This window comes from Sphingopyxis sp., assembly GCF_040216815.1.
Lineage (GTDB): Bacteria > Pseudomonadota > Alphaproteobacteria > Sphingomonadales > Sphingomonadaceae > Sphingopyxis.
On record NZ_JAVJOJ010000001.1, the window covers coordinates 309,653 to 322,015 of the forward strand.

The 12,363-nt window shown below is 65.8% G+C and carries 13 protein-coding genes; 6 read left to right on the plus strand and 7 right to left on the minus strand.

Features of this window, described 5'->3' with window-relative positions; translation table 11 throughout:
- Positions 1-75 precede the first annotated feature (75 nt).
- Positions 76-336 (plus strand): hypothetical protein, encoded by a 261-nt coding sequence (locus tag RIA72_RS01505; RefSeq protein WP_350030586.1) that lies wholly within the window; start codon positions 76-78, stop codon positions 334-336.
- A 152-nt stretch (positions 337-488) separates the two neighbouring features.
- On the opposite strand, the gene RIA72_RS01510 is transcribed toward RIA72_RS01505, so the two are convergent.
- Both RIA72_RS01510 and RIA72_RS01515 read right to left on the minus strand, forming a co-directional pair.
- Complete coding sequence (locus RIA72_RS01510; RefSeq protein ID WP_350030587.1) at positions 489-1,310, minus strand: hypothetical protein; 822 nt, start codon at positions 1,308-1,310, stop codon at positions 489-491.
- A gap of 133 nt (positions 1,311-1,443) precedes the next feature.
- Positions 1,444-1,926 carry an SRPBCC family protein gene (locus RIA72_RS01515; protein WP_350030588.1) on the minus strand — a complete coding sequence of 161 codons (483 nt, stop codon included), beginning with the start codon at positions 1,924-1,926 and terminating at the stop codon, positions 1,444-1,446.
- A 48-nt stretch (positions 1,927-1,974) separates the two neighbouring features.
- Between RIA72_RS01515 and RIA72_RS01520 the strand changes: the two genes are divergently transcribed.
- The gene (locus RIA72_RS01520) at positions 1,975-2,307 is read left to right on the plus strand and encodes an ArsR/SmtB family transcription factor (RefSeq protein ID WP_350030589.1); all 333 of its coding nucleotides are present in this window, start codon (positions 1,975-1,977) and stop codon (positions 2,305-2,307) included.
- A 269-nt stretch (positions 2,308-2,576) separates the two neighbouring features.
- Here RIA72_RS01520 and RIA72_RS01525 read toward each other — a convergent pair whose 3' ends face one another.
- The 3 genes from RIA72_RS01525 to RIA72_RS01535 all read right to left on the minus strand — a co-directional run bounded on the left by RIA72_RS01525 (position 2,577) and on the right by RIA72_RS01535 (position 6,184).
- Complete coding sequence (locus RIA72_RS01525) at positions 2,577-4,415, minus strand: M2 family metallopeptidase (protein WP_350030590.1); 1,839 nt, start codon at positions 4,413-4,415, stop codon at positions 2,577-2,579.
- Positions 4,416-4,489: 74 nt separating this feature from the next.
- A complete protein-coding gene (locus tag RIA72_RS01530) occupies positions 4,490-5,242 on the minus strand; it encodes an alpha/beta fold hydrolase (RefSeq protein ID WP_350030591.1) in 753 nt (250 codons plus the stop codon).
- Between the two features lie 294 nt (positions 5,243-5,536).
- Complete coding sequence (locus RIA72_RS01535; protein ID WP_350030592.1) at positions 5,537-6,184, minus strand: 2-hydroxychromene-2-carboxylate isomerase; 648 nt, start codon at positions 6,182-6,184, stop codon at positions 5,537-5,539.
- Between the two features lie 125 nt (positions 6,185-6,309).
- Between RIA72_RS01535 and RIA72_RS01540 the strand changes: the two genes are divergently transcribed.
- From RIA72_RS01540 to RIA72_RS01550, 3 genes are all read left to right on the plus strand, one after another.
- Positions 6,310-6,756: a MarR family winged helix-turn-helix transcriptional regulator gene (locus tag RIA72_RS01540; RefSeq protein ID WP_350030593.1), complete on the plus strand. Its 447-nt coding sequence runs from the start codon at positions 6,310-6,312 to the stop codon at positions 6,754-6,756.
- The gene (locus tag RIA72_RS01545; protein WP_350030594.1) at positions 6,756-7,850 is read left to right on the plus strand and encodes an HlyD family secretion protein; all 1,095 of its coding nucleotides are present in this window, start codon (positions 6,756-6,758) and stop codon (positions 7,848-7,850) included. The genes RIA72_RS01540 and RIA72_RS01545 overlap by 1 nt, the downstream gene beginning before the upstream one ends.
- 116 nt (positions 7,851-7,966) lie before the next feature.
- Positions 7,967-9,556 (plus strand): MDR family MFS transporter, encoded by a 1,590-nt coding sequence (locus RIA72_RS01550; RefSeq protein ID WP_350030595.1) that lies wholly within the window; start codon positions 7,967-7,969, stop codon positions 9,554-9,556.
- A gap of 79 nt (positions 9,557-9,635) precedes the next feature.
- On the opposite strand, the gene RIA72_RS01555 is transcribed toward RIA72_RS01550, so the two are convergent.
- Entirely contained in the window at positions 9,636-10,526 is an 891-nt protein-coding gene (locus RIA72_RS01555) for a metal-dependent hydrolase (RefSeq protein WP_350030596.1), read from the minus strand.
- Between the two features lie 58 nt (positions 10,527-10,584).
- On the opposite strand from RIA72_RS01555, the gene RIA72_RS01560 reads away from it, so the two are divergent.
- Positions 10,585-11,193, plus strand: a complete 609-nt coding sequence (locus RIA72_RS01560; protein ID WP_350030597.1) for a TetR/AcrR family transcriptional regulator — start codon at positions 10,585-10,587, stop codon at positions 11,191-11,193.
- A gap of 379 nt (positions 11,194-11,572) precedes the next feature.
- On the opposite strand, the gene RIA72_RS01565 is transcribed toward RIA72_RS01560, so the two are convergent.
- Positions 11,573-12,223 carry a glutathione S-transferase family protein gene (locus tag RIA72_RS01565; RefSeq protein WP_350030598.1) on the minus strand — a complete coding sequence of 217 codons (651 nt, stop codon included), beginning with the start codon at positions 12,221-12,223 and terminating at the stop codon, positions 11,573-11,575.
- Positions 12,224-12,363: the final 140 nt, after the last annotated feature.

The following is a 12,363-nucleotide window of genomic DNA, read 5'->3' on the forward strand; positions in this document are numbered from 1 at the left end:
ACCGGGTGGCGGGCGGGCGACCCGATTTTTACCGCCCGCCTTGCCAAAGCGCGCAAAGCCTCCGAAAGCAGGCGCATGGATTTCGACGACCAGCTCCGCCGCTATTTCGGCACCGCCGACCTTGGCGCGATTGCGCCCGCGGCGCGCGCCGCGGGCACCGAACGGATGCGCGTCGATTTCGGGCTGGAAACCAATCCCGGCCGCCGCTTCGCGCTCTGGGCGCTGATGTACATGCTCGGCGACGCCCCCGACCTCGACATCGCGTTCAAGGACGAAGGCGAACGCAATGCCGCGCGCGATTTCATGGACCTGGCGGGCCGCGCGGGCGGCGATTAGGACTCAGCTATTAGGGTCCCGACCCAAGGAACGGTCATCCCGGCGAAGGCCGGGATCTCGCCGGTGCGTAGTGACGAGAGGGGGAGATCGGGTTTCAGAGTCACGTGCCTCTGAACACCCTTCGCCGGGATGACGCCCCATAACCCCGCCGCTCACTTCGCCGGGCGGCAATCCTTCAGCCACACCAGCGAAAGGCCATAGTCGAGCCGGTCGAACGTCCCCGTCAGCTCGGCGTGCTTGCCGGGCTTCAATTGCAGCGCATAGGGCGCCTGCCCCTTTGCGAGCACGCAATTCACATTCATCCCCGCCGACGACCGGCCGGGCACGATGTCGGTCAGCACGTTCGACACCAGCTTCCACTCGACGCGATAGCTGTCGCCGACCGGCCCGACAAAGCCGACGGGGCCATAGAGGGTGAAGGATTTGTTATTGTAGCGCAGCGGCACCGCGGCGCTGTTCTTCTCGGCCTCGCCGGTGATGTCCTGCGAAAAGCGCAGCACGCTCATGCGGATCGGCGCGCCGGGCGCGGTGGTCGCCTTCATGCCCTTTGCCGCCAGCGCCTCGCCCGCCTTGCCGCCCTTGAGCTGGTTCAATATGCCGCACATCTCCGCCTTCGCGGCGGCTTCGGGAACATTCATCGCGGCGCGCAGCTTCGCCTCCATCCGCACATTGCCCGCACCGTCGGCGGCAATCTCGATCGGGAAGGGGCGCGACTTGCCGGTCTGCGGCTGTTCGATCAGCATCGTGCCGCTTTCCTGCTCGGCAGCCAATATGTCATAGCCCTTTGCCGCGACGATGCCGTTCAATTGCCCGACAGCGCTCGCGGCGCTCATCCCCGGCACATTGGTCGTCGCGATAAAGCGCAGCCCCGTCACCGGATTGCCTTTCTTCACGAAACCCTGTTCGCAGGTCGCGGCGTTGGCCGCGGCGGGAAGTCCCGCAGCAAGGGCGATGGTCAGGACAAGACGCTTCATGGATCCTCCTTCGTCACGAATCCGGCGCCGCAAGACGGGCCTCCGGTTCCCGGCATGTTGCCGGAAATTGTCGCAAAACCATATCGTTGCAAGCGTTTTCAAGTAACGAACGAAGAAAAGGTGGCTACTCGCCCTATTTATACATGCCCTCGCGCAAGTTGATGCCATATTCCACCCACGCCTTCATCGCGCACAGCATCTGCGCCCAGCCCTGGCAATTGCCATAGGATGCGCCCAGCGCGCCCTGATTTTCGCGCCAGCCTTCTTCGGAAATCTCGACCAGCGTGCGCCCGTCGTCCAGGCTTTTGAAACGCATCGTCACGCGCGTGCGATAGTCGGCGTCCTTGGGTTCGCTGCCTTCGATATTGTGCGCCTCGCCCTCGCTTGCCTGCCATTCGAGGACGATGCGCTCGCGCTCGACCACCTCGATCACATGGACCGGAAAGGCGCCCGGAAAATCGGCAAAATCCCATTCCACCGTCGCACCCGTCTCCAGCCGCCCCTTGGCGCCGCCGGTGGTGAAATAGGCCGACAGCTTGGCGGGGTCGGCGACCGCCTCGAACACCTCGGCCACCGGCTTCGCGATCCGCGCCGCGACCTTGAATTTCAGTTCCATGTCCATTCTCCGCTTGAGTCGCACGCCATTGTGTTATAATTCTATAACATGTCAATTCACGACGAATATGATGCGGTTTTCAAGGCGCTGGCCTCGCCCGTGCGGCGGCAGATATTGGACGATCTTCGCGACCAGCCGCTGACCACGGGCGCGCTCTGCACGCATTTTGCCGACATCGACCGCTGTACGGTGATGCAGCATCTGAAAGTGCTGGAAGCGGCGGGGCTGGTGATCGCCGAGCGCCGCGGCCGCGAACGCTGGAACCACCTCAACGCGATGCCGATTCAGGACATCCACGATCGCTGGATCGGCCCGCACGCCGCCGCGGCATCGGCGCGGCTCGCGCGCTTCAAACAGGCGGTGGAGGCGAGGAAGGCGTGATCGGAATCGGCTGAAAGCGGCCGGTTGCTGCCGTAAAGCCCCTCCCCTTCAGGGGAGGGGTTGGGGTGGGGGCTTGCGGCGCAGCGCAAGGCTTCCAACCCCCACCCGCTGCGACTAACGAACAAGTTCGTAAGTCTCGCTGCCCTCCCCTGAAGGGGAGGGCCTGATGGTATCCCAACGTCCGCTCACTACCCCGAAACCGCCATCCCTCTTCACAAAAAAGGCCGGGGAACCCCCTCCCCGGCCCGTCCTTCATCACCCGCGGCGCCTCACCACCCCTGCGGCTTGCCCTTGTTCTGCTCGTCGAGCCATTTTTTGAGCGGGGCAAAATAATCGGCCATCGCCTTGCCCGACATTTCGCGCTTGCCGGTGAAGGCCTGGAGCGCGTCGGGCCACGGCTTCGACGCCCCCATTTCCAGCATCGCGTTCAGCTTCGCACCGACCGCCTTGTTGCCATAGAAGGAACAGCGGTGGAGCGGCCCTTTCCACCCCGCCTGCTTGCACGCCGCCTCATAAAACTGGAACTGCAGGATGCGCGCGAGGAAATAGCGCGTGTAGGGCGTGTTGCCCGGAATATGATATTTCGCCCCCGCGTCGAACGCGTCGGCGGGGCGTTCGCCCGGCGGGACGATGCCCTGATATTGGGTGCGCATCTGGGTCCACGCCTTGTTGTAATCGGCGGGCGCGATCGAACCGTCGAACACGCCCCAGCGCCAGCGGTCGATGAGCAGGCCGAACGGCAGGAAAGCCACCTTGTCCATCGCCTGCCGCAAGAGCAGGCCGATGTCCTTGTCGGCGCTCGGCACCTGCGCCTTGTCGAGCAGGCCGATGTCGACCAGATATTGCGGCGTGATCGACAGCGCGACGAAATCGCCGATCGCTTCGTGGAACCCGTCGTTGGCGCCGTTCAGGTAAAGGAACGGCTGGTCCTTATAGGCGCGCTGGTAATAATTATGGCCGAGTTCATGGTGGATGGTGACGAAATCGTCGGCATTCACCTTGATGCACATCTTGATGCGAATATCGTCCTTGTTGTCGATGTCCCAGGCGGAGGCGTGGCAGACGACTTCGCGGTCGGCGGGCTTGGTGAACATGCTCCGCTTCCAGAAGGTGTCGGGCAGCGGCGCCATGCCGAGCGACGAATAGAAATTCTCGCCGATCCTGACCATGTCGAGCGGCGTCTTGCCCTGCGCCGCCAAAAGCTCGCCGATGTCATAGCCAAGATCGCCCGTTCCCGGCGGCGCGACGAGCGGATAGATATTGCCCCATTCCTGCGCCCACATATTGCCCAGCAGGTCGGCGCGGATCGGGCCGGTCTTGGGCTGCACCGCATCGCCATATTTCTCGTTGAGCTTCCAGCGGACATAGGTGTGGAGCGCGACATAGAGCGGCTTCATGTCCTGCCAGATTTTCTCGGTCAGCTTGGCGAACTCTTCGGGCGGCATGTCATATCCCGATCGCCACATCGCGCCGGTGTCGGCAAAGCCCAGCTCCTTCGCACCCGCGTTCGCGATTCCGACCATGCGGACATAATCATCCTTCATCGGGGCGCCGACATTGTCGTGCCAGCTGGTCCACATTTCGGCGAGCTCGGCGGGGGTGCGTTCGATATTGCCCATCTCGGCCTCGATGTCCGAACCCGAAATTTCCTTGCCGTTCAGCGTGCCGCGACCCTTGCCATATTGCGATTGCAGGTCGGTCGCGATCTGGTTGAGCTCGGTCGCGGCGCCGGGCGTCGTCGGCGCGGGCAGCACAAGGCCCGTGCGCAGAATGTCGAGCTTGCGCTTCGTTTCGGCGCCGAGCCCCGGAACCTCGCTATATTTGGCCGCCTCAAGCGCATATTTCACCGCCTTTTCGGTACCGACCGCGTTGATCCGCGCCGCCATCGCGTCGGTATCTTCGGTCAAATAGGTCGAATTGACCCAGTTCACCTGGCTCGCCTCGACGGTGTAGTCGAACAGATCCTTTTCGGCGGCGGCGATAAAGGCTTCGGCGTCGGCGACCGTGGGCGCGGCCGTGGGGGCAGCAGCAGGGGCGGCCTGCGCAAAGGCGGGGGTCGCCACCGCGAGCGACAGGGCAAGCGACAGCGTCGAAATCATGGCTTTCATGGGGTGCGTCCTCTGGATTATCCGGTGCGCTCTCTGGCGCGATGACGCCAGCTTGACGCCCCCCGCGCGCCGGGTCAAGCGGTCAGGAACGCCGCGATCGCCTCGCCCAGCCCCGCCTCGGTCACGCTCGACATATGCGTCCCCGGAATCGTCGCAAGCTCGGCGTCCGCCAACGCCGCGACCAGCTCCTCGGCCGATCCATTGTCCTGGTCCTGCTCTCCGCACACGACGAGCGTGGGCATGGTGATCGCCGCGAGCGCGTCGGGCGGCGTGTCGGTAAAGCTCTCCAGCAAATGCCCCGCGGCGATGCGGTCGACCTTCATCGTCTTCATGAACTGGATCGACATCCACGTATCGTCGCCGCGCTTCGCGCTTTCATATTCGGCGATCGCGCGCTGAAAAAAGGCGCCGCGCCGCTGCCAGCCCGCGAGTCCTGCCAGTCCCATGCCGCCCAGGATCAACCGGCGCGGCGTCATCCCCGCGACGACCGCGCGCACGCTGGTGCGCGCGCCAAGCGAAAAACCGCCGAGGTCGAAATCGGTCAGGCCCAGATGCGCGACCAGATCCTCCAGGTCGCGCACCAGCACGTCGGGCGGATAGAACTCCGCCTCGTGCGGCGCCTCGCTCGACCCGTGGACGCGCAGGTCGGGCATGATGACGCGATAGCCCTCGGCCGCGATGCGCGCCGCGGTGCCGAACTTGATCCAATTGACCTCGCCGCTCGAAAACAGGCCGTGGAGCAGCACCACCGGCCGGCCTTCACCCATCTCGCGCCACGCCAGCCGCACGCCGTCGCGCGCCTCGAAAAATTGGGGATCGATGCTCATGCCGCCGCCTTACGCGCTCGCCGCGCCCTCACGCAACCGTACAAGGGGGCGGGAGAGCCAGTCAAAGCGCCGCCCGGCGCCGGCGGGAAACCACGATGGCCGCTGACGGCCGAAAGCCGCCCTCAACTCTATCGTCATCCCGGCGAAGGCCGGGATCTCGCCGGTGCGGCAAACCGTTAGGATGAGATCGTGTTTCAGAGTCACGTGCCTCTGAACACCCTTCGCCGGGATGACGGAATTGAAGAAGTCCGCTGCCCACCTCAGAACCGACGCCCCGCAAACAGCAACCCCGTCCTACCGCGGCTTCAGCCCCTTCTGCTCCATCCGCCACTTCGCCATCTCGATCCGGTCCTGCCCGAAAAAGGGTTCGCCCTCGAACACCAAAGTCGGCACGCCCCAATGGCCCGCGATTTCCAGCGCGACCTGGTTGCCCGCAATCTCGTTGTCGAGCGCCGCGGCATCGTCGACCGCCTCGACATCGAGTTCGGCAAGGTCCAGCCCCGCGCGGCGCGCCGCGCCCGCCAGATGGTCGCCGAGGTGCCAGTCGACCGCGCCGCCCCAGATCAGCTGGCCGACCTCATGCGCAAAGCCCAGCCCCTTGCCGCGCCGCGCCGCCGCCTGCCCCAGCCGGGTGAGGCGATAGATATAGGGCTGCTCGGCGGCGATCGCGCGCGTGGCGACATTCTGGACGATCGGGTCGGGGCGCGGCGGGCCGAACGGTATGCCGTGGAACTGCGCAACGCGGATCATGTCGCGCATCGTATAGCTCAGCCAATTGGGGTGGTTGCGCTCGAAAAAATCGGGCTGGCGAATCGCGAGCGGATAAACGGGGCGCAGCCTGATCGTCACATCGTGACTCGCGGCGAGCGCGCGATAGCGCCCCACCGCCAGATAGCTGTAAGGCGAGCGAAAGGACCAGAAAAGGTCGGCGGTCAAAGTCATCCCCACATCCTGCCCAAAAAATGGCACCGCGCAAGCAGTGTAAAGAAAATTTACACCATATTCGAGGTGGTTGCCAATCCCGCCCTTGGTTGAATTTACTAGCAACTGCTATTATATGCTATGCCATGACGGAAACGATCGGCTTCATCCTCAATGACACCGCGCGCCTCTATCGCCGCGCCTTCAACGCCCGCGTCAAGGACAGCGGCATCACCGCGCTCCAGTGGCGACTCATCACCTATCTCAAACGCCATGAGGGGATAAGGCAGGGGCCGCTCGCCGACTTGATCGAGGTCGAACCCATCACCCTGTCGCGCATGGTCGACCGGCTGACCGAGGCCGAACTGGTCGAACGCCGCGCCGACCCCGCCGATCGCCGCGCGTGGCGGCTGTACCTGACCCCGCGCGCGGGCACATTGCTCGTCGGCATCCGGCTGGAGATCGCGGCGCTCAATGACGAGGCGCTCGAAGGGTTGAGCGCGGCCGAACGCGACCAGCTCGGCCATCTCGTCGAGCGCGTGCGCGCCAACCTCTCGCGCCGCGTCGGCCATAAAGAGCCGGAGGCCGCCTGATGGACCAGCTCGCCCCCTCGCGCCCCGAGGCCGAAGCCGCACCGCCGCCGACGCGCGCGCCCAGGGCCGACCCGCTGCCGCCCGCCACCCCCGACGCCGCGCCGACAACCGGCTGGCGCACACGCCTCATCATGTTCGGCCTGCCCGCTTTGCTCGTCGCGGGCGGCGCGGGCTGGTGGCTTTTGAGCGGCGCCTCGGTGTCGACCGACAATGCCTATGTCCAGATGGACAAGGTGTCGATCGCGGCCGAGGTCGGCGGGCGGATCACCGAAGTCGCCGTCCGCGACGGACAAGAGGTTGCCAAGGGGCAATTGCTCTTCCGCATCGACAGCGAACCCTATGCGCTGAGCGTCGCCCAGGCGAGCGCGGCGATCGACGCGGCACGCGTCGAGGTCGGCAATCTCGCCGCCAGTGCGAACACGTCCAGCGTCGACATCGCCGCGGCGCGCGAGGAGGTGAAGTTCGCCGGGGTCACTTTCGACCGTCAGGCGGCGCTGATGGAAAAGGGCTTCACGACGCGCGCCGCCTATGACGCCGCGCGCCACGCGCTCGCGCAGGCGCGCGAACGCGTGCGGCAGGCCGAAGCCGCGGCGGCGGAAGCGCGCACCAGGCTCGCCGCCGGCCCCGCGAGCGGCATCAACCCGCAGGTCGAGGCGGCGCGCGTCCAGCGCGCGCAGGCGGAGGTCAACCTCGCGCGCACCAGCGTCCGCGCGCCGAGCGCGGGGCGCGTCGCGCAGGCCGACCGGCTGCAGGTCGGGCAGGCGATGGTCGCGGGGCTGCCCGCGCTCACGCTCGTCGACACCGCGCACCCGTGGGTCGAGGCCAATTTCAAGGAAACCGACCTTGCCGACATGCGCGTCGGCCAGCGCGCCGAGATACGCTTCGACGCCTATCCGGGGCTGAAAGTCCGCGGCCATGTGCTGACGATCGGCGCGGGGACGGGCAGCGAATTTTCGGTCCTCCCGGCGCAGAACGCCACCGGCAACTGGGTCAAGGTGACGCAGCGCGTGCCCGTGCGCATCGCCTTCGACGAAAAGCCGTCGCGCGACATGATCGCCGGGCTGTCGGCCGAAGTGACGGTGTTTACGAAGTAGCGGGTTGCGTGTGCTCAATCCCGTCATTGCGAGCGAAGCGAAGCAATCGAGGGCGGTTTACGCCGCGCTGGATTGCTTCGCTTCGCTCGCAATGACGAAGATTATTGCCTGACCCGATGGCCTCCCGCTCCCTCCCCCGCCGTCCCGCCGCCGCCGCGCTCCCCGCCGACGATAATATCCCGCTGCACGAACGCGTCCGCTATCGCGGCCTCCTGACCGTCGCGGTCATGGGCGCGTCGATCATGCAGATCCTCGACACGACGATCGCCAATGTCGCGATTCCGCACATGCAGTCGGCGCTCGGCGCGACGAGCGAGACGGTGACCTGGGTGCTGACCAGCTATATCCTCGCGAGCGCCATCGCGATGCCGATCACCGGCTGGCTGGCCGACCGCATCGGGCGGCGCGAACTGTTCCTCGCCGCGATCGCGGGCTTCATCGTCGCGTCGATGGCGTGCGGCGCCGCGCAGTCGCTCGAACAGATGGTGGTCTTTCGCTTTCTGCAGGGGATCAGCGCCGCCTTCATCGGGCCGCTGTCGCAATCGGTGATGCTCGACATCAACCCGCCCGAACGCCACGCGCGCGCGATGTCGATCTGGGGCATGGGGATCATGGTCGGCCCGATCCTCGGCCCCGCGCTCGGCGGCTGGCTGACCGAAAGCGTCAACTGGCGCTGGGTTTTCTACGTCAACCTGCCCGTCGGACTCGTCACGCTCGCGCTGATGTGGGCGCTGCTCCCCGCGGCGCGCCGAACCGGCCGCCGCTTCGACCTCTTCGGCTTCTCGATGCTCGCGCTGGGGCTCGCGGCGCTGCAACTGATGCTCGACCGCGGCGCGCATCTCGACTGGTTCGACAGCACCGAAATCTGGATCGAATGCGCCGTCGCCATCGCCTGTCTCTGGATGTTCATCGTCCACCTCTTCACCGCGCGCGCGCCCTTGTTCAGCCGCGCGATGCTCGCCGACCGCAACCTCGTCACCGCCATGGGGTTCATGGTGGTCATCGGCGTCGTGATGTTCGCATCGATGGCGCTCTTGCCGCCGATGCTGCAAAATCTGTTCGGCTGGCCGGTGATCGACACCGGGCTGGTGCTCGCGGTGCGCGGCGTCGGCATTCTTGCGAGCATGTGGGTCGCGGGGCAGTTGCTGGGCAGGGTCGACGCCCGCTGGCTCGTCGGCACCGGGCTCGCCATCGCCGCCTATTCGCTCTGGCTGATGAGCCACTGGTCGCTCGGCATGGGGATGCAGCCGGTGATCCTCAGCGGGCTGGTGCAGGGGCTGGGCCTCGGCCTCGTCTTCATTCCGCTGAACACGATGGCCTTCGCGACGATCGCGCCGCAGCAGCGCACCGACGGGTCGAGCCTTTTGAACCTGCTGCGCAGCCTCGGCGCGTCGATCGGCATTTCAGTCGTCACGACGCTGCTCGGCACCAATATCCAGACCAGCCACCAGGATCTCGCCGCGCATGTCACCAACAGTTCGGTCACGCTGCTCGATCCCTCGACCGCCGACCGCTTCGGCATCGTCGGCGACACCGCGCTCGCGATGATCGATGCCGAAATAAACCGGCAGGCGGCGATGGTCGCCTATATCGACGATTTCTGGGCGATGATGTGGGTGACGTTGCTCGCGGTACCGCTCGTGCTGCTGCTCCGCCCGCCGCGCCCCGGCGCGCCCAAGGCATCGGCCGCCGACATGGGGCATTAGGCGCCGTCCCCGCGAAGGCAGGCCCCGAAACGGGGAGAGAGAACCGCTCCGGACGGCCCGCCTTCGCAGGAAAGGGTGCTCAGGCCGCGGCGGCGGCCAGTTCGGGTCGCGACGACTGCGCCGGCATCACCGCGTCGGCATAATCGCTTTCATATTTGCCGATCAGCGCGCGGTCGTCGTGGTTCCACGGGTGGAACCCCGGCATGAAATAGGAAAGCCAGGGGAGAAAGCTCTTGCGCAGCACGCCAGGCGAGCCGAGCAGATACCACCAGATGCGCAAGCTGACGCGCCAGCCGGTCAGCCCGTCCTGTTTCAAGAGCGCCTTCATGCCCTTCACCCGCCTCGGCCAGAAGCGCGACGTGACGAGCAGCATCATCAGCGACTTGGCGCGCCAGCGGCGAAAGCGGCTCCAGTCCTTCGTCGCGTGCAGCCAGGTATCATAGGCGACGCCCTTATGCTCGATCTCCTCGATCGCGTGCCATTTCCACAGGGCCGCCCATTCGGGCTCGGCGCCCGCATACATGCTGTCCTCGCGCAGCATCACCGCCGCCATCATCGCGGTATAATGTTCGAGCGCGATCGTCGCGACCAGGTTGACGATCGGCGGCCGCGCCTTGATGATTTCCATCACCTCGTCGACATCGGCTTCGAGTTCGCTGAGGTCGTATCCCGCCTCGGCCGCCTTTTTGTTGAACACGACATGCTCGCGGCTGTGGATCACTCCCTGCTGGGTAAAGGCGCGGATTTCGCGCGCCAGCTTTTCGGGAACGCCGTCGCGGTGCGCCTTCACCGCCTCGATGAACATCGCCTCGCCCTTCGGAAATGTGACCGACAGCGCGGTGTGAAAGGCCGATGCAATCGGATCGCCGTTGAGCCACCAGCGGCCCTGTTTGTCGTCGCGGCCAAAGCGCATGTCGCGCGGCGTGATCGACAGGTCGGCGGGGGTCGGGGACCGGGAAAGGCTGGACATATGGCGCATACCGTCGAAAAGAGTGGATGGGGTCAGTCAATGGGGTTAACTTACATAAATGTCAATAGTGAAAAAGCGTCTCAGTCCTGAAGAAAGCCGTTCGGCCGCGCTGGAGGCGGCGCGCCAGATCCTCATTGAAATGGGGCCCGCCGCGGTGACGCTGAAGGCGGTCGCGGCGCGCATCGACCGCACCCACGCCAATCTGCTGCATCATTTCGGCAGCGCGGCGGGGCTGCAAAAGGCGCTCGCCGCCTATCAGGCCGAAACCGTGTGCGAAACGATCGGGCGCAAAATGGCCGAATCGCCGCCGGGCGAACGCAATGTGCGCGAGATCGTCGACCTTGCCTTCGACGCCTTCAACAGCGGCGGCGCCGGCGCGCTCGCGACGTGGATGGCGGCGACGGGCAATGACGACGCGCTCGACCCGATCGTCGAGGCGATCCACCGCCTGATCGACGGCATGGCGCCCGATGCCGATGAAAAACGGCTGATGCACGAAGACACGCTCGCGCTCGTCCTGATGGCCTTGGGCGACGCGCAGCTCGGCGGCCCGATGGCCGAAGCGCTCGGCCTCCCCCGCGACACTGCCCGCGTCCTCGCCACCGAACTCATCACCGGCCGCATCGCGAAATTCTGGGCCGACCATGGGGGCAAGCCGGCGGGCTGAGGGGCGGCGGCGAACCGAAGCCGCATAACGCCGCCGTTATCCCAACCATCCGCGTGCCCCTGCGAAGGCAGGGGCCCATCACCCGCCGTAGCCTGCAACACCGCCGGTCGTTCCGGCCCGCCATGTCCAAAGATGGGCCCCTGCCTCCGCAGGGGCACGGCATAGGGGAAGGCCCATATGGCCCTAACCCTCAATCCCCTCCGCCATCGCCGCTCCGTCCCTCAACCCACTCCCCGTCATCCCGGCGAAGGCCGGGATCTCGCCCTGTCACGACAACGCACCGGCGAGATCCCGGCCATCAGCCAAAGGCTGAAGTTTATCCTGAGCGCCTGCCAAGGCAGTAGAAGGGCCGAGATGACAAGGGTAAATGCTCGCAGCCCTACCCGCCCATCACCTTCGCCATCATCCGTTCTTCCTTCGCAATCCACGGCGCCATGCTCGGCCGCGACAGTATCGCTTCGCTCCACGCGGCGATCTTCGGATGCTTCGCGGCGTCGATGCACGCGCCGCAATGGCGAAAATTCATCAGCGGCGACGCGACCGCGAGGTCGGCGAGCGTCAGCCGGTCGCCGACAAGGAATCCCGACGCCGGGATCGCGCCCTCCAGATAGTCGAGCAGCTTCGGCAGTTCCTCCGCCTCGGCGGCCGCGGCGGCGGCCAGGTCGCCTTCGCGGCCGAGGAATTTCGGCGCGACGATGCGGTTGAAGAAGATCTTGCCGCTGCACGCCGCGAACACCGTGTCGCCGAACTCCTCCCACCAGATCGCCTGCCCGCGCTCCCTGGGATCGGCGGGGATCAGCGCGGGTTCGGGATGCTTGGCCTCCAGATAATGAATGATCGCGCTCGAATCGGCGAGGCGGAAGCCGTCATCGTCCATCGCGGGCATCTTGCCGAGCGGCGAGGCCGCCTGAAACCCCGGATCGGGATCGCCGAGCCCGACGCCCTTCAGTTCGAAGTCGATCCCCTTTTCGCCCAGATAGGCCAGCAATTTGCGCACGAAGGGCGACACCAGCGAACCATAGATAATCATCGCATATCCTTTCCCGAAACGCCGCAACCATAGGGCAAAGGTTGCAAGTCGCAACCCGTCAATCGCCGCCGCGCTGGCACGAAATAAACTTGCCATCGCCGGCATGGCATGGAACAGCTTGGGACAGAGGGGGACGCTGC